The organism is Paenibacillus sp. V4I5 (assembly GCF_030817255.1).
GTDB lineage: Bacteria > Bacillota > Bacilli > Paenibacillales > NBRC-103111 > Paenibacillus_E.
On the sequence record NZ_JAUSZB010000002.1, the window covers coordinates 4,627,501 to 4,648,563 of the forward strand.

At 45.6% G+C, this 21,063-nt stretch carries 21 protein-coding genes, 2 tRNA genes, 2 rRNA genes, 1 pseudogene and 1 riboswitch (1 of these 27 only partly in view); of the genes and pseudogenes, 19 read left to right on the forward strand and 7 right to left on the reverse strand.

Features of this window, described 5'->3' with window-relative positions; all coding sequences use genetic code 11:
• The 12 genes from QFZ78_RS23105 to QFZ78_RS23160 all read left to right on the forward strand — a co-directional run.
• A 23S ribosomal RNA gene (locus QFZ78_RS23105) occupies window positions 1-1,197 on the forward strand; it begins 1,723 nt to the left of the window's first position.
• 68 nt (window positions 1,198-1,265) lie between these two features.
• A 5S ribosomal RNA gene (gene rrf, locus QFZ78_RS23110) occupies window positions 1,266-1,382 on the forward strand.
• Between the two features lie 104 nt (window positions 1,383-1,486).
• Window positions 1,487-2,689 (forward strand): putative glycoside hydrolase, encoded by a 1,203-nt coding sequence (locus tag QFZ78_RS23115; RefSeq protein ID WP_307551018.1) that lies wholly within the window; start codon window positions 1,487-1,489, stop codon window positions 2,687-2,689.
• Between the two features lie 163 nt (window positions 2,690-2,852).
• On the forward strand, window positions 2,853-4,310 hold the full coding sequence (gene guaB / locus QFZ78_RS23120; RefSeq protein ID WP_307551021.1) for an IMP dehydrogenase: 1,458 nt from the start codon (window positions 2,853-2,855) through the stop codon (window positions 4,308-4,310).
• 116 nt (window positions 4,311-4,426) lie between these two features.
• Window positions 4,427-5,773 carry a D-alanyl-D-alanine carboxypeptidase family protein gene (locus QFZ78_RS23125; protein WP_307551023.1) on the forward strand — a complete coding sequence of 449 codons (1,347 nt, stop codon included), beginning with the start codon at window positions 4,427-4,429 and terminating at the stop codon, window positions 5,771-5,773.
• A 121-nt stretch (window positions 5,774-5,894) separates the two neighbouring features.
• On the forward strand, window positions 5,895-6,776 hold the full coding sequence (pdxS, locus tag QFZ78_RS23130) for a pyridoxal 5'-phosphate synthase lyase subunit PdxS (RefSeq protein ID WP_307551025.1): 882 nt from the start codon (window positions 5,895-5,897) through the stop codon (window positions 6,774-6,776).
• Window positions 6,776-7,354 (forward strand): pyridoxal 5'-phosphate synthase glutaminase subunit PdxT, encoded by a 579-nt coding sequence (gene pdxT, locus QFZ78_RS23135; RefSeq protein WP_261303411.1) that lies wholly within the window; start codon window positions 6,776-6,778, stop codon window positions 7,352-7,354. The genes pdxS and pdxT overlap by 1 nt, the downstream gene beginning before the upstream one ends.
• A 94-nt stretch (window positions 7,355-7,448) precedes the next feature.
• Window positions 7,449-8,729, forward strand: coding sequence for a serine--tRNA ligase (gene serS / locus QFZ78_RS23140; RefSeq protein ID WP_307551027.1), 1,281 nt, complete (start codon window positions 7,449-7,451; stop codon window positions 8,727-8,729).
• A gap of 83 nt (window positions 8,730-8,812) precedes the next feature.
• A tRNA-Ser gene (locus QFZ78_RS23145) sits at window positions 8,813-8,899 on the forward strand.
• 129 nt (window positions 8,900-9,028) lie between these two features.
• A complete protein-coding gene (locus QFZ78_RS23150) occupies window positions 9,029-9,376 on the forward strand; it encodes a hypothetical protein (protein WP_307551029.1) in 348 nt (115 codons plus the stop codon).
• A 20-nt stretch (window positions 9,377-9,396) separates the two neighbouring features.
• Window positions 9,397-9,558 (forward strand): hypothetical protein, encoded by a 162-nt coding sequence (locus QFZ78_RS23155; RefSeq protein ID WP_307551030.1) that lies wholly within the window; start codon window positions 9,397-9,399, stop codon window positions 9,556-9,558.
• On the forward strand, window positions 9,559-9,726 hold the full coding sequence (locus QFZ78_RS23160; protein ID WP_307551031.1) for a small acid-soluble spore protein P: 168 nt from the start codon (window positions 9,559-9,561) through the stop codon (window positions 9,724-9,726).
• A 265-nt stretch (window positions 9,727-9,991) separates the two neighbouring features.
• On the opposite strand, the gene QFZ78_RS23165 is transcribed toward QFZ78_RS23160, so the two are convergent.
• The 5 genes and pseudogenes from QFZ78_RS23165 to QFZ78_RS23180 form a co-directional block, all read right to left on the reverse strand.
• Window positions 9,992-11,203, reverse strand: a complete 1,212-nt coding sequence (locus tag QFZ78_RS23165) for a hypothetical protein (protein ID WP_307551033.1) — start codon at window positions 11,201-11,203, stop codon at window positions 9,992-9,994.
• Window positions 11,204-11,225: 22 nt separating this feature from the next.
• Window positions 11,226-11,672: a hypothetical protein gene (locus QFZ78_RS23170; protein ID WP_307551035.1), complete on the reverse strand. Its 447-nt coding sequence runs from the start codon at window positions 11,670-11,672 to the stop codon at window positions 11,226-11,228.
• Window positions 11,669-12,199, reverse strand: a complete 531-nt coding sequence (locus tag QFZ78_RS23175) for a sigma-70 family RNA polymerase sigma factor (RefSeq protein WP_307551036.1) — start codon at window positions 12,197-12,199, stop codon at window positions 11,669-11,671. Before QFZ78_RS23175 ends, QFZ78_RS23170 begins: the two co-directional genes overlap by 4 nt.
• 132 nt (window positions 12,200-12,331) lie before the next feature.
• On the reverse strand, window positions 12,332-12,505 hold the full coding sequence (locus QFZ78_RS38625) for a hypothetical protein (RefSeq protein ID WP_373461061.1): 174 nt from the start codon (window positions 12,503-12,505) through the stop codon (window positions 12,332-12,334).
• 28 nt (window positions 12,506-12,533) lie between these two features.
• A pseudogene (locus QFZ78_RS23180) lies at window positions 12,534-13,541 on the reverse strand (MFS transporter); the annotation flags it as partial.
• Between the two features lie 537 nt (window positions 13,542-14,078).
• On the opposite strand from QFZ78_RS23180, the gene QFZ78_RS23185 reads away from it, so the two are divergent.
• Window positions 14,079-14,771, forward strand: coding sequence for a stalk domain-containing protein (locus QFZ78_RS23185; RefSeq protein WP_307551040.1), 693 nt, complete (start codon window positions 14,079-14,081; stop codon window positions 14,769-14,771).
• 104 nt (window positions 14,772-14,875) lie between these two features.
• Here the strand turns inward: QFZ78_RS23185 and QFZ78_RS23190 are convergent.
• Window positions 14,876-14,949, reverse strand: a tRNA-Arg gene (locus QFZ78_RS23190).
• Between the two features lie 167 nt (window positions 14,950-15,116).
• Here QFZ78_RS23190 and QFZ78_RS38630 point away from each other — a divergent pair.
• A complete protein-coding gene (locus tag QFZ78_RS38630; protein ID WP_373460450.1) occupies window positions 15,117-15,197 on the forward strand; it encodes a DUF1697 domain-containing protein in 81 nt (26 codons plus the stop codon).
• Window positions 15,198-15,335: 138 nt separating this feature from the next.
• Here QFZ78_RS38630 and tadA read toward each other — a convergent pair whose 3' ends face one another.
• The gene (gene tadA / locus QFZ78_RS23195) at window positions 15,336-15,773 is read right to left on the reverse strand and encodes a tRNA adenosine(34) deaminase TadA (RefSeq protein WP_307555854.1); all 438 of its coding nucleotides are present in this window, start codon (window positions 15,771-15,773) and stop codon (window positions 15,336-15,338) included.
• A 279-nt stretch (window positions 15,774-16,052) separates the two neighbouring features.
• Window positions 16,053-16,139: riboswitch (cyclic di-GMP riboswitch) on the forward strand.
• Between the two features lie 103 nt (window positions 16,140-16,242).
• Here tadA and QFZ78_RS23200 point away from each other — a divergent pair.
• From QFZ78_RS23200 to spoIIR, 5 genes are all read left to right on the forward strand, one after another.
• Entirely contained in the window at window positions 16,243-16,977 is a 735-nt protein-coding gene (locus QFZ78_RS23200; RefSeq protein ID WP_307551042.1) for a PilZ domain-containing protein, read from the forward strand.
• Between the two features lie 78 nt (window positions 16,978-17,055).
• Window positions 17,056-18,156, forward strand: a complete 1,101-nt coding sequence (ychF, locus tag QFZ78_RS23205; protein WP_307551044.1) for a redox-regulated ATPase YchF — start codon at window positions 17,056-17,058, stop codon at window positions 18,154-18,156.
• Window positions 18,157-18,190: 34 nt separating this feature from the next.
• Window positions 18,191-19,267 carry a peptide chain release factor 1 gene (gene prfA, locus QFZ78_RS23210; RefSeq protein ID WP_057303717.1) on the forward strand — a complete coding sequence of 359 codons (1,077 nt, stop codon included), beginning with the start codon at window positions 18,191-18,193 and terminating at the stop codon, window positions 19,265-19,267.
• Complete coding sequence (gene prmC, locus QFZ78_RS23215) at window positions 19,267-20,148, forward strand: peptide chain release factor N(5)-glutamine methyltransferase (protein WP_307551047.1); 882 nt, start codon at window positions 19,267-19,269, stop codon at window positions 20,146-20,148. Before prfA ends, prmC begins: the two co-directional genes overlap by 1 nt.
• Before the next feature lie 138 nt (window positions 20,149-20,286).
• A complete protein-coding gene (gene spoIIR / locus QFZ78_RS23220; RefSeq protein WP_307551049.1) occupies window positions 20,287-21,051 on the forward strand; it encodes a stage II sporulation protein R in 765 nt (254 codons plus the stop codon).
• Window positions 21,052-21,063 lie beyond the last annotated feature (12 nt).

Genomic DNA, 21,063 nt, shown 5'->3' on the forward strand with positions numbered 1-21,063 from the left:
CGTAACTTCGGGAGAAGGGGTGCCTCGGTAGGGTGAATAGCCCGAGGGGGCCGCAGTGAAAAGGCCCAAGCGACTGTTTAGCAAAAACACAGGTCTGTGCGAAGCCGCAAGGCGAAGTATACGGGCTGACGCCTGCCCGGTGCTGGAAGGTTAAGAGGAGTGGTTAGGGACCTCGGTTCCGAAGCTATGAATTGAAGCCCCAGTAAACGGCGGCCGTAACTATAACGGTCCTAAGGTAGCGAAATTCCTTGTCAGGTAAATTCTGACCCGCACGAATGGCGTAACGACTTGGGCGCTGTCTCAACGAGAGATCCGGTGAAATTTTAATACCTGTGAAGATGCAGGTTACCCGCGACAAGACGGAAAGACCCCATGGAGCTTTACTGCAGCTTGATATTGGACTTTGGTACGATCTGTACAGGATAGGTGGGAGCCTTTGAAGCCTGAGCGCCAGCTTGGGTGGAGGCATCGTTGGGATACCACCCTGATCGTATCGGAGTTCTAACCTAGTACCGTGATCCGGTATGGGGACAGTGTCAGGTGGGCAGTTTGACTGGGGCGGTCGCCTCCTAAAATGTAACGGAGGCGTTTAAAGGTTCCCTCAGAATGGTTGGAAATCATTCGCAGAGTGCAAAGGCATAAGGGAGCTTGACTGCGAGACCTACAAGTCGAGCAGGGACGAAAGTCGGACTTAGTGATCCGGTGGTACCGAATGGAAGGGCCATCGCTCAACGGATAAAAGCTACCCTGGGGATAACAGGCTTATCTCCCCCAAGAGTCCACATCGACGGGGAGGTTTGGCACCTCGATGTCGGCTCATCGCATCCTGGGGCTGAAGTAGGTCCCAAGGGTTGGGCTGTTCGCCCATTAAAGCGGTACGCGAGCTGGGTTCAGAACGTCGTGAGACAGTTCGGTCCCTATCTGTCGCGGGCGTAGGAAATTTGAGAGGAGCTGTCCTTAGTACGAGAGGACCGGGATGGACGTACCGCTGGTGTACCAGTTGTCTCGCCAGAGGCATCGCTGGGTAGCTATGTACGGAGGGGATAAGCGCTGAAAGCATCTAAGCGCGAAGCCCCCCTCAAGATGAGATTTCCCAGTATGTAAGACCCCTTGTAGACGACGAGGTTGATAGGTTCGAGGTGGAAGTGCAGCAATGCATGCAGCTGACGAATACTAATCGGTCGAGGGCTTAACCAATAAACCTAAAATTCTAACTTTACGCAAGTTTCGTATCTAGTTTTCAAGGCGCAAACACGCTTTGACTGTTTGGTGATGATGGCGGAGGGGACCCACGCGTTCCCATCTCGAACACGACCGTTAAGCCCTCCAGCGTCGATGGTACTTGAACCGCAGGGTTCTGGGAGAGTAGAACGTTGCCAAGCAAAAGATAAAGAGTCTTTTTGGAAGAAATTCCAGAAAGACTCTTTTTTTACATCAGTACAAAACGACATATTAAACCATACTAGCCCTATGAGGAGGGATTGGTATGGGTGCATCGATATACAGGAGATATTTGGGTGTTTTACTTCTTGGTTTCTTTTTGATACAGATGGTAAGTGGCTGCTCTGCGAAGATGGACTCGATCAAGGATGGTACAGATCCGCTCGGCGCTTTAAACAATTTAGGAAAGACATTGCCTATCTCAAGCAATGAAGAGAAGCTACTGTCATTAGATGACGTCAAGAACACGCCTCAAAAACCCACTAAGCAGATTGTAAAAGGGATTTACGTATCTGCCTGGTCAGCGGTAGGTAATAAATTTGAGCAGCTGGTTGACCTTGTGGATCAAACTGATCTGAATGCGATGGTTATCGATGTTAAGAACGATTCGGGACAAGTTACATATCCGTCAGCGATTCCTTTGGTGAATGAGATAGGGGCTAATAGCCATGTTATTATTCGTGATTTGAAAGCCAAGCTTCTAAGATTAAAGGAGAAGCACATATATACGATTGCGCGAGTCGTTGTTTTTAAAGATCCATATTTAAGCATGAAAAAAAGTAATTATGCGATGATGACTCAAGCGGGTAACGTGTGGAAGGATAGTAAAGGAACGGCTTGGGTTGACCCCTATAAGGAAGAAGTGTGGGATTATAACATTCAAGTTGCTAAGGAAGCAGCTTTATTAGGTTTTGATGAAATCCAGTTTGATTATGTGAGATTTCCTGAGAACGGCAAGAAAGTGGATCAGGAGGTCAAATTCGATAACCCTAATAAATGGACCAAAGCACAGGTAATCGAGAATTTCCTCAAGAAAGCCAAAGAACAAATTGGTGAAAGAACTTATTTATCTGCCGATGTCTTTGGATTAACAACTTCGTCTGATAATGATATGGGTATTGGACAAGATTGGTCGATGATCAGTAAGCAGGTGCATTATATTTCACCTATGTTGTATCCCTCTCATTATTCTAGCGGTGTATATGGGATTAAGAATCCTGATTTACAACCTTATGCGGTTATTCGTAAAGCAATCAGCGATGCAAATGGGAAGAACCAACTTTTACTGAAATCAGATAGCCAAATTGCGGAAATTAGACCGTGGTATCAAGATTTTACAGCCACTTGGGTGAAACCACATAAGAAATATGGGGCTATTGATGTTATGGAGCAAATTAAGGCGGCAAGGGAGCAAGGCGTGGAACAATTTTTGTTGTGGAACTCGAGCAGCACGTATTCGTATCGTTAACGGAATTGACTTATTCGGGCAGAAGGTTATCCGGTAGACTTGTCCTTTTCCTTGACACGAAAAATAGGCTTTTGTTAAGATTGCAATCATAAACAAAACGAATGAGAAGATTCATTCGAATAAAGCTTTCTTTCATAGAGAGCTCTAAGGAGGAATACGTGTTGTGAGGGAAGACAAGTTTGGTAAGGAAGGCTTAACGTTTGATGATGTATTGTTGGTGCCGAGAAAGTCTGAAGTGTTCGGTAAGGAGATCGACGTTTCTACCGTACTCGCGCCTCACGTGAAATTAAATATCCCGTTTATTAGCTCTGCTATGGATACTGTTACGGAATCTGCGCTTGCGATTGCAATGGCACGAGAAGGCGGTATCGGGATTATTCATAAGAATATGCCGATTGAGCTTCAAGCTGAGCATGTTGACCGTGTTAAGAGATCAGAGAGTGGCGTTATCACGAATCCTTTCTCACTAACACCCGAGCATCATGTTTATGACGCGGAAGAGTTGATGGCGAAATACCGTATATCTGGTGTACCGATTGTGAATGAAGCAAACAAGCTGGTGGGGATTTTAACGAACCGCGACCTGCGCTTTGTACATGATTATTCCATCAAAATCAAAGAAGTAATGACTCAGGAAGATTTGGTTACGGCTCCTGTGGGGACCACACTTCAACAAGCAGAAGGCATTCTTCAAAAACATAAAATTGAGAAATTGCCTTTGGTCGATGAGAATTTTGAGCTTAAAGGTTTAATCACTATTAAGGATATTGAGAAGGCCATTCAGTTTCCTAACTCCGCTAAGGATGCACAGGGTCGTTTACTCGCAGGCGCAGCTGTAGGTGTTTCTAAGGACGTTATGGAGAGAGCTGCAGCTCTTGTTAAAGCGGGCATTGACGTGATTGTCGTAGATTCTGCGCATGGTCATCACATTAATATCGCAGAAACCGTGAAAAAGCTTAGATCACAATATCCGGAACTGCCAATCATCGCAGGAAATGTAGCTACAGGTGACGGTACACGTGACCTCATTAAGGCTGGAGCATCCATGGTGAAGGTAGGAATTGGTCCTGGATCCATTTGTACAACAAGGGTTATTGCAGGGATTGGTGTTCCTCAGATTACAGCTATTTATGATTGTGCGCAAGCTGCAGCAGAGTTTGGCGTTCCTATTATCGCAGATGGCGGTATTAAGTACTCCGGTGATGTTGTCAAAGCGATCGCGGCCGGGGCTAGTGCGGTTATGATCGGTAGTCTTTTTGCTGGAACGGATGAGAGTCCTGGTGAATCGGAAATTTTCCAAGGGCGTAAATTCAAGGTGTATCGGGGTATGGGCTCATTAGGGGCGATGAAGGAAGGCAGCAAGGACCGTTATTTCCAAGAGAACGAGAGCAAGCTTGTTCCTGAGGGTATAGAGGGTCGTGTCGCTTATAAAGGGCCAATGGCGGATACAGTGTATCAACTAGTGGGCGGTCTACGTTCAGGTATGGGGTACTGTGGTGCTCGCAATATTCAAGAACTTATTAATGATACCCAGTTTATTCGAATTACGGGTGCAGGTTTAAAAGAAAGTCATCCGCATGATATTCAAATTACCAAAGAAGCACCTAATTACTCGTTATAATTGTCACAATATGGATGAATTTGGAGGCGTGGGAAATGAACCTACGTCTTCTTTTTTTTGTCTAATGGGGTGTGGTACAATATAACGTATTATTACATCATTAGGAGAGTGAAATTGTGAGATTTTTAAGTTTTACAAAGAAAAAGGTTGCTTTGGTGTTAGGTGTCAGTTTAATTGCTCAATCCTTACTTTTACATATACAACCAGCATATGCCGAGGATACCAAAGCACCAGCAACCACGACTGCACCAGCAGCCTCAACAGCAGCAACGCCTGCACTCAATGAACCTAAACCAGTAGCTAAATCTGCGATTATTATGGAAGCGAGCACAGGAGCTGTGCTCTATGAATTAAATGCCGATGAAGCTTTCCCACCAGCAAGTATGGCCAAAATGATGACTGAGTATCTGGCTTTGGAGAGTATTAAAGAAGGTAAATTCAAATGGGATTCGCCAGTGACTGCAAGCAAAAATGCTGCGGACGTGATTGGGTCTGGACAACTGATTGCGGAAAATGAAACCCTGACTTTCAAAGATATGTTTAATGCGATGTCGATCTATTCTGCGAATGACGCTTCCGTGGCTTTTGCTGAATTGCTAGGAGGTACGGAAGAGAATTTTGCGAAGATGATGAACGAGAAAGCCAAACAACTAGGTATGTCGGACAAGGCTCATTTCATTAGCGCTACTGGGCTTTCACGTGCCGATCTCAAAAATCCACCAGCATCTATTGAAGGTGAGACCAAAATGACTGCGCGAGATGCCGGCATTCTTGCCTATAATATCCTTAAGGATCATAAAGAAATTCTTGAATTTACGAAAATCCCAACTTTAAAATTAAGAGCTACAGATAAAACACCAATGATTAATTGGAACTGGATGCTAGAAGGAAATCAGAGCAACACCAATTTGAAAAAGTATGCTTATCAAGGACTGGATGGTTTGAAAACGGGTTCTACCGATGATGCAGGGTACTGTTTTACAGGGACAGCTGAACGAAACGGAATGCGTATTATCACTGTTGTTATGGGTACCAAAACAGAACCGGAACGTTTCAACGAAACGAGAAAGCTGCTCGATTATGGATTCAATAATTTCGAAATAAAACCTTTCCTAAATGCGAAGCAAGAAATAGATTCCTTGAAAATCGTAAACATTAAGAAAGGTGTTCAAACACAAGTGCCTCTAGTGACAAAGACGGGTCTAACGTTCATCGCTCGAAAAGGTGCGAAAGATACAGATTTTAAAATTACGGCAGAGCCTCTTGAAGAGAGCAAGCTCGTAGCACCTATTACGAAGGGCGATACGCTCGGCAAAGTGAAGGTAAGCTACAATGGGCAAGAAAAAACGGTTGATCTAATTGCCAATGATGATGTTCAAAAAGGCAGCTGGATTCGTCTCTTGTTCCGCTCCTTCAAAAACTTCTTCAGCGATATGTTTAAAGGGATTAAAGGCGGCTCCTAGACCAGAAAATGGGTTGTATATTACCCCTCCTTCATGTAAAATAATTGTTTAGAAGATTTACAATCGAATCGTGTAGGAAACTGCATGAAATTGGCATACAAGCTATAGGAGGAAATAAAGAATGGAAACAGGAACTTCCCGCGTTAAAACTGGAATGGCCGAAATGCAAAAAGGCGGCGTCATCATGGACGTTATGAACGCTGAGCAAGCTAAAATCGCAGAAGCAGCTGGTGCATCCGCTATTATGGCGCTTGAGCGCGTTCCCGCTGACATTCGTGCAGCTGGTGGCGTATCCCGTATGGCTGACCCTTCAATTGTTGAAGATGTGATGAGTGTAGTATCCATTCCAGTCATGGCGAAAGCAAGAATTGGACACTTCGTTGAAGCGAAAATTCTTGAATCCCTAGGCGTTGATTATATCGATGAGAGTGAAGTACTTACACCTGCGGATGAAGTATTCCACATCAACAAACGTGATTTCACGGTTCCTTTCGTATGTGGTTGCCGCGATCTTGGTGAAGCTTTGCGTCGTATCGGTGAAGGTGCTTCCATGCTTCGTACCAAAGGTGAGCCAGGAACTGGTAATATCGTAGAAGCTGTTCGTCATATGCGTACAATTCAAGGTCAAATTCGGAAAATCCAAGGGATGTCCAAGGATGAATTGATGTTTGAAGCAAAAACACTTGGCGCTCCTTATGAGTTGCTTCTACAAGTTCACGAAACAGGTAAATTGCCTGTTGTTAACTTCGCAGCTGGTGGTGTTTCCACACCTGCTGACGCAGCGCTTATGATGCACCTTGGTTCTGACGGTGTATTTGTTGGATCTGGTATTTTCAAATCCGATAACCCAGAGAAATTCGCGAAAGCGATTGTTGAAGCTGTAACTCACTACACAGACTATAAATTAATTGCAGAAATCTCCAAAAACCTGGGTGCCCCTATGAAGGGAATCGAAATTTCCAAGCTTCAAGCTTCCGAGCGTATGCAGGAGCGCGGCTGGTAATGACGAAGATCGGAGTTCTCGCGCTGCAAGGCGCGGTAGCAGAACATATTCGTGGGATCGAGAAGGCTGGCGCCGAAGGCGTCGTTGTCAAACGAACCGAGCAGTTAGCTGATCTTGATGGGATTATTTTACCTGGTGGAGAGAGTACGACAATCGGCAAGTTAATGCGCACCTATGGTTTCATTGATGCGCTTCAGGAATTTTCTGCCGCGGGCAAGCCGATTTTCGGCACCTGCGCGGGGTTGATTGTCATCGCGAAAGAGATCACCGGACAGCCGGAAGCTCACCTTGAGCTGATGGATATCACGGTGGCTCGCAACGCGTTCGGTCGTCAGCGCGAAAGCTTTGAGACGGACTTGCCGATCAAAGGCATCGACGAGAACGTTCGCGCGGTCTTTATTCGAGCCCCACTGATCGAGAAGGTGGGACCTGGGGTAGATGTACTGGCTACGTATGACGGCCAGATTGTCGCAGCACAGCAAGGGCATCTCCTTGCTGCGTCGTTCCACCCAGAGCTGACAGACGACTTTCGTCTGCACAGCTATTTCTTAGACATGGTAAAGCAAAGACAAGCATAATTGATGGTACAAGCACCTTGATATCACCGGATTATAGCCGGTAAAGGTGCTTGCTTCCATATTCTAACCATTTTGCGCTAACGGAGGAATCTCCTTGTTTGATGTAAAGTTACTTCGAAGTGATTTGGCAGCTGTGCAAGCTGCAATGCAAAACCGCGGTAAACAAATTGAAGAGTTGAACGGCTTCACGAAATTAGATTTGAAGCGTAGAGAGCTCTTACAAGAAACTGAGCAGCTCAAAAACCGCCGAAATACAGTATCCCAAGAGGTAGCTGGGCGCAAAAGATCCGGCGAGAATGCGGATGAGCTGATCCAAGAAATGAAAGTCGTCGGAGACCGCATTAAAGAGCTCGATGACGAGATTCGCGTACTGGACGAGTCCTTACAACAGATCTTGCTCTCCATCCCGAATATGCCCCATCCAAGCGTTCCTGTAGGCCGTACGGAAGAAGAGAATGTGGAACTGCGCCGTGTAGGCGAGATTCCACAATTCGATTACGAAGTGAAGCCGCATTGGGAAGTAGCGCAAGAGCTGGGCATACTGGATTTCGAAGCTGCGGCGAAGGTGACGGGTTCGCGTTTCGTTTTCTACAAAGGGCTTGGCGCAAGGCTGGAGCGAGCACTGATTAACTTCATGATGGACCTGCACAGCGATGAGCATGGTTACGAAGAGATGCTGCCTCCATATATCGTTAACCGCGATAGCTTGACGGGGACCGGACAGCTTCCTAAGTTTGAGGAAGATGTGTTTAAACTGGAGAATTCGGATTATTTCCTTATTCCGACAGCGGAAGTACCGGTAACGAATTATCATCGGGAAGATATTCTCACGAATGAGCAGCTTCCGGTTAATTTTGTTGCTTTCAGTGCATGTTTCCGTTCAGAAGCTGGATCTGCAGGTAGAGATACACGCGGCTTAATCAGACAGCACCAATTCAACAAAATTGAGCTCGTTAAGCTCGTTAAGCCCGAAGACTCCTACGATGAGCTGGAGAAGCTTACAGGGCATGCTGAGCGCGTTCTACAGCTGCTGAGACTGCCTTACCGTGTGTTGTCACTCTGCACAGGGGATATCGGCTTCACGTCGGCTAAGACGTACGATCTGGAAGTATGGCTGCCTAACAGCGGCGCATACCGTGAGATCTCCAGCTGCAGTAACTTCGAAGACTTCCAAGCTCGCAGAGCGAACATCCGCTTCCGCAGAGATGCGAAGGCGAAGCCGGAGTTTGTACATACGCTGAATGGTTCAGGTCTTGCGCTTGGTCGTACGGTGGCTGCGATTCTCGAAAATTACCAGCAAGCTGACGGTTCGATTCAGGTTCCTGAGGTTCTCATTCCTTACATGAACAATGTCAAAGTGATTACAAAAAAATAGCACTTGATTCTCCTATAAGATCTGTGCTACAATGCTTTTTGTCACTGCACAAGGTTGTCTCCCTACTCGGAGACACCTATCGTGGAGAGGTGGTCGAGTGGTTTAAGGCAGCGGTCTTGAAAACCGCCGAGGTCGCAAGGTCTCCGTGGGTTCGAATCCCACCCTCTCCGTAACCATGGTAATACCCCAACCAAGAAGTCATGCGATTCTTTCACGAATCGTGTGGCTTTTTTTGTTGTTTTTTTACATGGATAAAAGACGGGTGGGCTCCGCATTTTATACATGTGGAGGTGTTACCTATGAGCAAAGCTGACAAGCTAACGATTGATCAAGCTGAATTGGTAAATGAGTGGATGACGGTACTCCCGACAACGCTTCAGCCAACCGATCAGGCGCGTGTATGGGCCGATGAGGCCGATCCTCAGGCACTGAGGGTTCATATTATGGCGGCGGGGCATACGGGCTATACAATCGATTTTAAAGTCACCTACGTGGACGACAGAGAGGTTAAGGTTGAACTGACTGATGTGCAGCAGGGCACTACACACATTGATGAAACCAGCGAAATTGTGCAGAATCTGGTGGATGATTACGTTCGCCATATCCATGAATGCGCACAAGCCTTGCAGAGAGTTACACACGCCTAAAGGGTAGAGGAGAGTTCACAATGACCAAACAAAGAGCGGTTGATAAGAATTTGCAGAATGTAGCTAAAGATTTTGAGGCTAGCCCTGTTAACAGCCATCAGGCTCAGCAAGCGCAGCAGCAAGTCAATGATCATAGACATCAAGATGCATTAAACCATGATAAGAATAGAGGAGACAAATAAATGTCTAAACCAAAATCATATTCCGCAGGTGATAATCTTATTGAGAATGGATCGGTAAAGAATAGTGATCGCAATAATAGTCCAGAGCCTCTTTCCGGATCTAAGAAAGTGAAGAATCAGAATCACTCGAGGGCTGCTCATGCAGAAGGCCGCGGTCACGAAAACTAACTAATCGCGAAGAAAAAATATTTACAAAATGTTTAAAATCCACAAAGCCGGACATACTATATTTTGTCGGTGAGCAGAGAGGTGTGGTTCCGTTGGAGCAATTAGCGAAAGGGAAACAACCGTTGCATAGAGGACTTTTCTACCTGTTATAATCAGGCTGGAGGGGATGTGCCAAAGACACTTACCGTGTTTTATAAGCAGATTTTCCTAAGGTTTACATGTAACATGGTTTAAAGAAATCATCAACACCGACAAAAAAGAACCCTTAGGGGTTCTTTTTTTCGTCGATTTCTAGATAGTGTTGAGGCATTGGATTCGATGGTTGGTGCGATGGATGAGCATCATCCGTAAATGTCGAAAACGTAGTAACGTGTTGTTTACGGTTCATTAACAAACGTACGCCGCCACCGATCAGCAGCAGGGCTACTATGAGGGTTTGGCTGAAATCCGTAATTAAATACATGTAATTCCTTGCGCTAGGTAGAATTTGATACATAAATTGAACAACAACATCTTTCAAGACATAGTAGCTGCCTAGTAGGATCAAAACCATGCCAATGGGGCGTTGATAAGCCGTCCAATTCTCGATAATCGGTTTATCAATCAGTGTACCATTTTCGTACTTCGTAATGCTCTGCAAGGCATCAAAAAAGCTAAAAAACCAAAGAATCGGGATCAAAAATAAAAACAGAGACAATCGGAGTACATCTAATATATAGATGGAGAAAAGGAAGATCGCCATGAGCTGGACGCCGCGTTTCGTCATAGAGAGGTACAAGTGAGCTGCACCTGGAAAAATGGCGATAATCGTTGCCAATGTCCGATTTTTGCGTCCGTAGTCATCCCCCAAATGGAAGTCTTCGAAAATACTGCGATCTACGAGCTCTAACCCCGATTGTTTATGCCCCTGTTGCTTCAGTGCATCAAACATCGTATAAAACCACAGAACTGGCAAGGCCAACAGAAAGGCAGTAAAGCCTTCGTTATGCGTCATGATGGTGACGAAGAATACTAATATCGCAACCCCAAAGAAGGAAACCATCGCCGTAAGTCCTCTATGCATTAACCCAAGCTGATAATGTCCGAGTCCAGGGATGAAGGAGAGCAGCATAATTTTTGTTTTTTCTTGTTGACCAGCCATTCGAGTGGAATAAGGATTGGCGTCCCACGAAGGCTGCTCTTTCTGCTCATACTGCTCAGACCCGTAAGAGCCAGGCAAGCGATAGGGCTGTGAGCGTAGCAGGAAGATAATCATATCCAGCATATTCACAACCCATGTTAAGGCGGCCAGTAAGGCAAGAAGAATCAGGAAGTCATCCGGGGCGTTTAAAAAAGCGACTCCGATGAAGATAAGGAATAACGATCCAAAGAATCCACCACCGTATAGGAGCCCGCGGAATAAGCGGTTCATATATAGATGACCTGCTCCAGGTAGGAAGGACAGCAGGAAAGCGACTAGGCTGCTTTTATTAGGCATTAAAGGTATAACCTCCTTGTTTTTATTTATTTTGTAACGTGTCTAGCCACGTCAGTGTTTTATTTAACAATTGGTCCGATATCGGTTTATCTGTTTGTAGGGAGGAAGAGGTATTTATAGAGTTAGCAGGTTTAAATGAACCTACAGTGTCCAATTCCTGCGAAATTCCGTGAAAGAAGCCGGTAGCAACCAGGATGAGTGTAGCCGCTGCCGCAATACCGTAATGCAGCATTGTAGAGTGGTACCAAGAGCGCTTAGTTCCTGTTGTACGAGCAATGATGGCATCCACATACCCTTGCGTATCCCTTTCCATGATCGGAAGTACAGTTTCCATTTGTTCCAAACATGTCATATACATCGTCAAGCATTCATCACACTGATATAGGTGAAGCTCCATCCCACTTAAAGTATCGGGTGACAGACGCTCTTCCACATATTGCTTCCACGCTTGTTCATTATAATGGTTCACAAGAATTCCTCCTCCTTCCAATTGTTACGGAGCCACTGCTTGGCTCTATATAGCTTGGATTCTACCGTTTTGACCGTTACCCCATGAGCATTGGCAATATCTTGATACGAGTGATGATGAATATAGTAGGCCGTTAATACTTCATGATAGTTGGCAGGGATTTGATGGAGCTTCTTACGCACGAGCTCAGTCGTCTCATTTAACATCACTTCATGTTCCACACCATGCTCAAAATAACGATGAGTGCCAGAGGATTGGATGGGTTCCCCCATCTCAGCCGTCATTTCTTCCTTACGCCTGCTGGCCGATCGTTTGAAATCGATAGCCCGGTTCACCGCGATGCGAGTCATCCAAGTTTTCAGACCCTTCATTTGATACTGAGGGAGGGAGAAATAAATCCGGGTCCAAACATCCTGTGATAAATCTTCGGCATCCTTAGCATGACGTACAATGGCATAGATCGTTTGGAACAAATGGTGACGATATGTTGTTACAAGCTCACGGAATGCTGCCTCATCGCCATTCAATATGCGCTTTACGAGTGCTTGTTCCTGAATATGCTTCTCCTCCTCTCCGCATGAATAGACGAAGGTTACCTTCAGTACCCCTGCACGCTTTCAAAAAGAAAAAGAACGAATCTTCAAGATCCGTTCCCCATGTTAAAGTGCTGCAGTAGAACTGCTAGGTTTGACTTGATGTTTAGGAGGCGCACTTCGTACGAACCAATGAGACAGAAGTGCGCTCAATACGCCAAGTACACCCAGCACAATAAATCCCTGATCCAGAGAGAACCAATCTCCGATTATGCCCATAAGAACGGGACCAATGAACATGCCGAGTCCATAAATGGCTTGGAAAAAACCCCATTGCCGTCGCCCGCTTATCCGCTGGCATATGTTTAATACTCATCCCCATGAGTACCGTAAAAGAAAGTCCGCGACCAAAGCCTGCAAAAGCCTGTGTAACCATCAGCACCCAAAGGTGATGCGTAAAAGGAATCGTAAACGTAAATATCCCCATAAGAATAAAACCCCATACAATCATGCGCTTTTCCCCGTACCGGACAGCCCATCGCCGCCCGCCAAATAAGGAAGCTAGCGCTACCGGTATGTTGGCAAATAACGAGAGCATCGACAAGGAGAATTTATCAGCACCAAGTTCGATTGCATAAACGGGCGTAAATCCGAAAACCGTTGCGAATATGAGGACTTGCGACAAGATAGCGAGTAAGGACACGAACAGCAGCGTACGGTCAGTCGCAACGTCACCGATACCGCGCATCGTAATTTTAGGCGCATCGAGCTCAACTTTTTCTACAAGGAAAAGTGATCCAATCATACCCATCAAGCCTAGCACAGCTCCCAAAATGAAGACAGCCTCCCAGCCGAAGGAATCTGCCGCCCATCCAGCCGCAAGAATTCCTAGAACCTGCCCAAGTGAATTGAAGAAGGAGATCGTTCCGATCGCTTTCGTTGAATCTTCATGCTTATAGTAACTCGTAAATAATACGGTAAAATCAACCCAGGTTGCCGCGGCTGCGCCTGCCAGTGCTCGGAGAATAAGGATCCATGTGAAATCATGAGTGATCCATAGTCCTAAACCGGTTATAGCCGTAAATAGCAGGCCAAAGGTAATAAATAGCCTCCTCTTATGAAATCGGTCTGACATGATACCTACGGGAATTCGCAGCAGCATTTGGGAGATCCCGTACATACCGACAATCCATCCGGCCAACTGGTGGTTCCCGCCAAGGAATTCTACGTAAGGCGCCATAATGGGAACGCTCGTATACATCGACATCCAGAAGAGAAGTGTGACGATACAGAAGAGCGGAATGCGATAGGAGGATGGAGCTTTGATGCTTGTCATCGAAGTGGAAGCTCCTTTCGAATTAATTCTTGGTTTGAAATGAGGACTAACAAATCTATCGTTTATTATAGAACATCGATTGCGGCAAGGCTATGACTGGATGTTTGCAAAATAAGACAACGAGCGGAAATCGGCTGGATATTCCTTACCGTGCCTCATGATTTCTCTAACAAAAATGGATGATTGATGGAAACTGGTGCGCCTTGTAAATTGAAAGCAGCTGTTGACTGACCGTTTGTACCGACTAGTAGATATATAAAAGAGCCTGCCGTCATGAAACATGAAAGCGGTAGGTTCTTTTGGTGTTTAAAAAACCGTAAATAGGGATATATATCCAAATGTCGAAATACTAAAGACTGACTTTCCGTTAAATTTAAAAAGGGGATTAATGTATATGACAAAAAAGAAAATGATTGCAACCGTTCTTTTGTTTCTTTGCTTTGCTGGCGTAGTAAATGCTTCAAGTATTCACGGTGAGTTTAATGGCGAATCCAATCGTTAACGTTTTGTTTGGAGGAAAAGAGCTTCATGTAGAAGGTGCCAGCTACTTTACGTGATGGTCGTACCCTAGTGCCACTTTATCTATTGAAACAAACCGGTGCCTCTGTAACGTGGGATTCTGAGAAATATAACGTTGACCTTACTTTCCCTAATCCTACAAAAGACTATGCCAATAGCATTCAGTCATTTAACACGAAAGCCAAAGAACATAGTGCCAAGAATGTTCAACTTATTTACAATGAGCATGGTCCATATATGAAAATAGATCTAGAACTATCCAATGATTCAAATAAAAATAACGATAATATCATCTTTCTATCTAGATTTGTTGCCAATTCACCCGCTGATATGCTGATTGTAAGTACCATACATAATAATAGAGTCATGAGTTTTATTGCAATAAATCGAACGGATGCGGAGGAATTTCTCAAGAACAAAACACCAGAGTTTGATTATATAAAAAAGTGGAGATTCCAGCAGATAAACGATACAACAGACATGTCGACTCCCAATAAGCTACCAGTGGTCCCTACACCAACACCAACTTCTACATTACCTGTTTCAGGACCTATTTGTCGGGAAATTATGACCAATTACGCAAAACAGATGCAAGATGCAGCAGAGTCATACAACGGAAACGGCAGTTCGGACTCCAAAGGGTTTGAGCAATATATCAACAAATTTAAAGAAAGTATGAATGCAGCTTTAAAAAGTAATCATTGCCCCTAACAATAGATCCAATTTAAAGGCAGTGTATTTTCTAAAAAACAATAAACGCCAGGTCAGCGGCTAATAACCGTTACCTGGCGTTTTCTTTGATTTTTGAAAGTATACGCGCCCGAGATGATTCGAACATCCGGCCTACAGTTTAGGAAACTGTTGCTCTATCCTGCTGAGCTACGGGCGCAAGGTAAGAATTATGATAGCACGAAGCCTTTCGTGGCGCAACCTTTTGAATAGGGTGGTTTTTCTTTGGGACAAGGAATGTTCATTTGAATGAAGAATAGGTTAGGGATTAAATTTAATTTCCTTTAATTATTAACGTAGAGGAAAGAACAAAATCAAGATGGCGGATTGAAAAAGACACTGGATGCAGCGGGACTTGCTCAGGTGCAAACGTATTTGCAAACCGGTAATGTCTTGTTTGTGTCGTAGGAGGAGGAGGAACCGCTGCGCCAGCGTATCGAGCAGAAGATCAGCAAAGCCGTAGGTGTTTCACCTTCCGTCATTTTGCGTACGATAAATAAACTGGCTGAGTTGGCAGCGGCGACGCAGAATTAGATGCAGGAACTTCTAAGCTTTACCGCGTAATTTACGGAAAAATTGGGTCAGCATCGTCGAACACTCTTCTTGCAAGACGCCACTAACGACATCGACACGGTGATTGAACCGGTCCTCCTGCAGCAAATTCATGAGCGTTCCGGCGCAGCCAGCCTTCGGATCAATGGTTCCGTAGATAACCTGAGGAATCCGCGATTGGACAATCGCACCCGCACACATCGGACAAGGCTCTAGGGTGACGTAGAGCTGGCAATCCAAAAGCCGCCAGGCTTGCAGATGTTCGCTCGCTTGTTTAATGGCGATCATTTCGGCATGAGCGAGAGGATCTAGGGTTGTTTCACGCAAATTGTAGCCTCGGCCAATGATTTGACCTTGATGGACCACGACCGCTCCAATCGGTACTTCTAGGATGGCTTCGGCTTTGAGAGCCTCTTGAATCGCTTCTTTCATCCAGGGGATATGTTCATCCACAGGGGGACACCTCGCTAATATATTGTTATCCACATGTGCATAACAATCGAACATTCATTCCGTTGTTAACAACCTGTGGATAGGTTTGTGGATAACTTGAAAAGCTGTGGATATTTAATCTTTCTACATTACATACAACAAAAAGAACAGCTATGCAAGGAATTTTGTTGATAATAGCAACTGTGCTAGGTATAATGATAGATATTAGTAGGTCTTTTAGACCATATAGAGCGAGAATAGGTAGAAATAAATAGCAAGGTTCGAAAATGGCAAACTTGTTGAAAAGCAAGGACGCAAAGCTGAGGGTCTACGGTTCTTTGGAACTATGGCAGCCTGGTTACCGAAAATCGATGCTTTCTTGATTAAGGTAATAGGCTGCTCCTACATAAAGGGGCAGTTTATTTTTATATAGGGAATAACTTGAGTAAAAGGAGAGGTATTAATTATAATGGCCAACGGGTATAACGTTATGAAATATTACGGAAGCAAGGAGGGATATGACGCTGATGTTCTAATCGATAGTAAGGCTATGTTGGGAAAGGACGATTTCGTAGCCACTGGCGTACTAACCTATGCACTTGGAGACATTATTGAGGTGGAATTACCGGAATACGATGTCTTTCAACTTGGTGATAAAGCGAAAATGACGGTTTATACCAAATCCGGCTTGTTTGTGATGAATACAACCGTTGTTGCCAAAGAATTCGGCTCCGTCATTGTCATTAATCCACCAGAAAATCGTAAAAAATTCGCAGAAAAACGGGAGTTTCCACGTGTGGATGTGAAACATACAGGTCTCTTATTCGGACTTCAGGATATGAATAAAAGAAATAAACATCAATTTGAAAATCCACTTGGCATTTCAATTAAAAATATATCCATTAATGGCTTAGGATTTACCATGAATGATAATTCTATGATTGATAAGATCGTTCAAAAGCATTCACAGCTCGAAGTTGAACTGGATTTGGGCTTTACGATGCCTTGTTCGATGGAAATTGTAAGAAAAGAAAAGGTTGAAAATGGTTTCTACTACGGGGCAAGTTATATCGACATTCCACAGGAGAAAACCAATGCCTTAAGGGGTTTTATCCTTACGAATCAGATCGAAACTTACTTCGTACAGAAGCGGGAAGCGCAATTTAAAAGAGCAACGGAAAAAAAGTCTGCGGCGAATCAATAGCCTTCAGGCTTTTTTTTGCGTTCCAAGTGCTATATAATAAGAAGGATGATTTTCGAAAATTAAGGAGTTGTAACTACAATGGCTTTGAAAGCAGGTATCGTCGGTCTACCGAACGTAGGAAAATCGACATTGTTTAATGCAATTACACAGGCGGGGGCAGAATCTGCGAATTATCCGTTTTGTACGATCGATCCGAATGTTGGGGTAGTTGAAGTACCAGACGAGAGATTGCAGAAGCTGGTAGAGATCGTTGTGCCTAAGAGCATTGTCCCGACAGCCTTTGAATTCGTTGATATTGCCGGTTTGGTAAAGGGCGCGAGCAAAGGTGAAGGGCTTGGAAATAAATTTTTGGCACACATTCGTGAAGTGGATGCCATTGTGCATGTTGTTCGTTGTTTTGAAGATGATAATATTACCCACGTTTCCGGTAAAGTGGATCCGATCGGGGATATCGAAACGATTAACCTTGAATTAATTTTGGCAGATATTGAGTCGGTAGAGAAGAAGATTGAGCGTTCGCGCAAAAACCTCAAGGGCGGCGACAAAAAGGTTGTTGCTGAAGTGGAGTGTTTGGAGCGTATTAAAGAAGCGCTTTATGCAGATAAACCGGCACGCAGTTTGGATCTCAGCGAAGATGAGAAACTTCTCGTGCGCGATCTTCATTTATTGACCATGAAACCCGTGCTTTATGCGGCAAACGTGAGTGAAGATGAAGTAGCAACAGCAGACGAAAATCCTTTTGTTAAAATTGTGAAAGAATTTGCTGAGAGCGAAAACAACGAAGTGGTATCGATCAGTGCGAAGGTTGAATCCGAAATCGCCGAGTTGGAAGAAGAAGAAAAAGCGATGTTCCTCGAAGAGTTGGGACTTCAAGAGTCCGGCTTGAATAGATTGATTAAAGCAGCTTATAGAAAACTTGGCTTGTACACGTATTTCACAGCTGGGGTACAGGAAGTAAGAGCATGGACAATCCGCAAGGGAACGAAAGCTCCTCAAGCGGCTGGTGTTATTCATACCGATTTCGAACGTGGTTTTATTCGTGCTGAAGTCGTCTCTTATAATGATTTGGCAGCTGCAGGCTCGATGAATGGTGCGAAAGAAAAAGGCCAAGTGCGTCTCGAAGGTAAAGAGTACGTGGTGAATGACGGAGACGTCATGCATTTCAGATTTAATGTGTAATTAATAAAAAAAGTAAAGAAAGGAGTGATCCGATATGTTGGATCGACTTCAGTCCATTGTGGACCGCTATGATAAATTAAGCGAACTGTTGTGTGACCCGGATGTAACGAGTGACACGAAGAAGCTTAGAGAATATTCTAAAGAGCAATCTGATCTTCAAGAAGCATATGATGCTTATAACGAATATAAGAGTGTGAGCGAACAGCTGGCCGATGCGAAAGTGATGCAAAACGAAAAGCTGGACGATGAAATGCGTGAAATGGTCAAAATGGAGATTGATGAGCTTAGCGAGCAAGCCGCCAAGTTGGAAGAACAACTTAGAATGCTCATGATGCCTAAAGACCCTAATGATGATAAGAACGTAATCGTCGAAATTCGCGGTGCGGCAGGCGGCGACGAAGCTGCATTGTTTGCGGGTGATTTGTATCGCATGTATACGCGCTATGCGGACGCGCAAGGATGGAGAACGGAGATACTCGATGCTTCTGTGAACGACTTGGGCGGGTTTAAGGAGATTATTTTCATGATCACCGGTAAAGGCGCTTATAGTAAGTTGAAGTATGAGAGTGGGGCGCACCGTGTACAACGAATTCCTGTAACGGAATCAGGTGGACGTATCCATACCTCAACGTCGACGGTAGTGGTTATGCCGGAAGCGGAAGATGTAGAGATTGTCATCCATGATGCGGATATTCGCGTGGATACATTCTGTTCCAGTGGAGCGGGCGGTCAGTCGGTTAATACGACGAAATCCGCTGTGCGTGTGACGCATGTACCTACGGGTATCGTAGCGACTTGTCAGGATGGGAAATCGCAGAACTCGAATAAAGAGTCAGCACTTCGCGTACTTCGTACACGTATTTCCGATAAAATGCGTGAGGAAGAGGAAGCGAAATATGCGGGCGAGCGTAAAAGCAAGGTTGGTACGGGTGACCGCTCCGAGCGGATTCGTACGTATAACTTCCCGCAAAGCCGGATTACCGATCACCGTATTGGTTTGACTTTGCATCGCTTAGAAACTGTGCTTAATGGTGACATGGCAGAGATCGTTTCGGCGCTCACGATTGCAGCGCAGTCCGATGCTTTGGATAACGGGGAGCAGGCAATGTGATGTCGACAGCTGCTAAGAGTTTAAGAGAAGCCTTTGTAGAGGCTTCTTCTTTTTTAGGGAAGCTCGGTGTAGCCGAGGCTGCTTCCTGTGTGGAACTACTGCTGCAGCACTTGCTCAGCTGCAGTCGGACGGAGCTGCTGTTCCGTTTTCCGGAACAGTTTCCTGTTGAGCTGGCGGAAACATGGCGCCAGCTAGTCGATCGGAAGGCCGCGGGTGAGCCGGTGCAGTATATTATCGGCGAGCAGGATTTCTTCGGCCTTCCTTTTGCGGTTAGCCCGGCCGTGCTGATTCCGCGCCCGGAGACGGAGCTGCTCGTGGAAGCTTTGCTCCACGAGGGCTCGCGTTTGTTCGCGCAAGGCGCTCCGCTGCTTGCGGATGTGGGCACCGGGAGCGGAGCGATCCCGGTGACTGTGGCACACGCGCGCCCTGCGTGGCGCGTGGCGGCCAGCGATATCTCCGCGGCAGCGCTGGAGATGGCTCGCGTGAATGCGCAGCGCCACGGCGTGGCTGCGCGGGTGGAGTGGCTCGAGGGGGACCTTCTCGAGCCCTTTATTGCGCGCCGGATCGCGCCGGATATACTGGTGTCTAACCCACCGTATATCCCTGATGGCGACCTGCCGGCGCTTCAGCCGGAGGTGCGGCTGTTTGAGCCGCACACGGCTTTATTCGGCGGTGTCGAGGGACTCGACCTGTACCGCCGGATGATCTCACAGCTGCCGCAGCTGCCGCGAATCCCGACTGTGGTCGGGTTCGAGGTGGGCATTCGGCAGGCGGAGGCTGTGGCGGCGATGCTGCGCGCCGCCGCTGACTGGGACGAGATCCGGTTCGTGTCGGATCTCCAGGGCATTGATCGCCATGTGATCGCGATCAGATCACTATAAATAGTGGGAGTTCGTAGCAATAGGAACGAACACTCCAACTCTATCATTTTTCACAAATTTAAATAGATTACTAGGTTTAGCTCCTCCTCTTATTGCCCATACTGGCTAGTAGAAGCGAAGGGAAAGGGGCTTTTCCTCATGGTTAAGAGATCTAATCGTCAAACTTATAAATCTTTATTATTAGTAGCTTTTGCACTTATTGTTATGATAACTTGTTGGGAATCGAATCGTTCAAATGCGGCTGTTATTTCGCCTACGATACCGGAAGAATCTATTCGCTTACGTATTCTAGCAAACTCCGATTCGGCGCAGGATCAAGCGTTGAAACGCGAGATTCGTGATGCTATTATTGCTCGTATGCAGGAGTGGGTCGTTGGACCCCAATCGCTGGATGACGCAAGAGAAGTAGTAAAAGCCCACTTGCCCGAGTTTGATATACTAGTTGGACAAATGATTCAAGCACGTGGCTATAGCTATTCACATACAGTTGAGCTCGGTAAAGTCCCTTTTCCAACAAAAATGTACGGAAATGAAGTGTACCCAGCGGGAGAATATGAAGCGCTGCGCGTGACGATTGGAACGGGGGAAGGTCAGAACTGGTGGTGTGTGTTGTTTCCGCCATTATGTTTCGTGGATTCCTTATCTGGAGAAGCGGTAGCATCGGCTGCTGTTGTAGCGAATACAGAGGATGTTGGAAAGGTAAAGTCATCTCCTACACCTACATCAGTACAGAAAGACAGTAAAGTTGCACCTACGGCTAAACCTGACAAGTCTAACCCTGTCGCTAAAGAGGTTAAGGATGCACAAGTGGAAGAAAAAACGGAATCCGTTGATGCTAAGCAGCCACAAGTTAAGTTTTTTATCTGGGAAATGGTGAAGAAGATCGTATCGTGGTTCAGCTAAGCTAAGATAAGT

Coding starts and splice junctions, on each gene's coding strand:
- QFZ78_RS23115 (WP_307551018.1), top strand. CDS start 1,487: ATGGGTGCATCGATATACAGGAGATATTTGGGTGTTTTACTTCTTGGT.
- pdxS (WP_307551025.1), top strand. CDS start 5,895: ATGGAAACAGGAACTTCCCGCGTTAAAACTGGAATGGCCGAAATGCAA.
- pdxT (WP_261303411.1), top strand. CDS start 6,776: ATGACGAAGATCGGAGTTCTCGCGCTGCAAGGCGCGGTAGCAGAACAT.
- QFZ78_RS23150 (WP_307551029.1), top strand. CDS start 9,029: ATGAGCAAAGCTGACAAGCTAACGATTGATCAAGCTGAATTGGTAAAT.
- QFZ78_RS23155 (WP_307551030.1), top strand. CDS start 9,397: ATGACCAAACAAAGAGCGGTTGATAAGAATTTGCAGAATGTAGCTAAA.
- QFZ78_RS23160 (WP_307551031.1), top strand. CDS start 9,559: ATGTCTAAACCAAAATCATATTCCGCAGGTGATAATCTTATTGAGAAT.
- QFZ78_RS23165 (WP_307551033.1), bottom strand. CDS start 11,203: ATGCCTAATAAAAGCAGCCTAGTCGCTTTCCTGCTGTCCTTCCTACCT.
- QFZ78_RS38625 (WP_373461061.1), bottom strand. CDS start 12,505: ATGTTCATTGGTCCCGTTCTTATGGGCATAATCGGAGATTGGTTCTCT.
- tadA (WP_307555854.1), bottom strand. CDS start 15,773: ATGAAAGAAGCGATTCAAGAGGCTCTCAAAGCCGAAGCCATCCTAGAA.
- QFZ78_RS23200 (WP_307551042.1), top strand. CDS start 16,243: ATGGCCAACGGGTATAACGTTATGAAATATTACGGAAGCAAGGAGGGA.
- ychF (WP_307551044.1), top strand. CDS start 17,056: ATGGCTTTGAAAGCAGGTATCGTCGGTCTACCGAACGTAGGAAAATCG.
- prfA (WP_057303717.1), top strand. CDS start 18,191: ATGTTGGATCGACTTCAGTCCATTGTGGACCGCTATGATAAATTAAGC.
- prmC (WP_307551047.1), top strand. CDS start 19,267: ATGTCGACAGCTGCTAAGAGTTTAAGAGAAGCCTTTGTAGAGGCTTCT.
- spoIIR (WP_307551049.1), top strand. CDS start 20,287: ATGGTTAAGAGATCTAATCGTCAAACTTATAAATCTTTATTATTAGTA.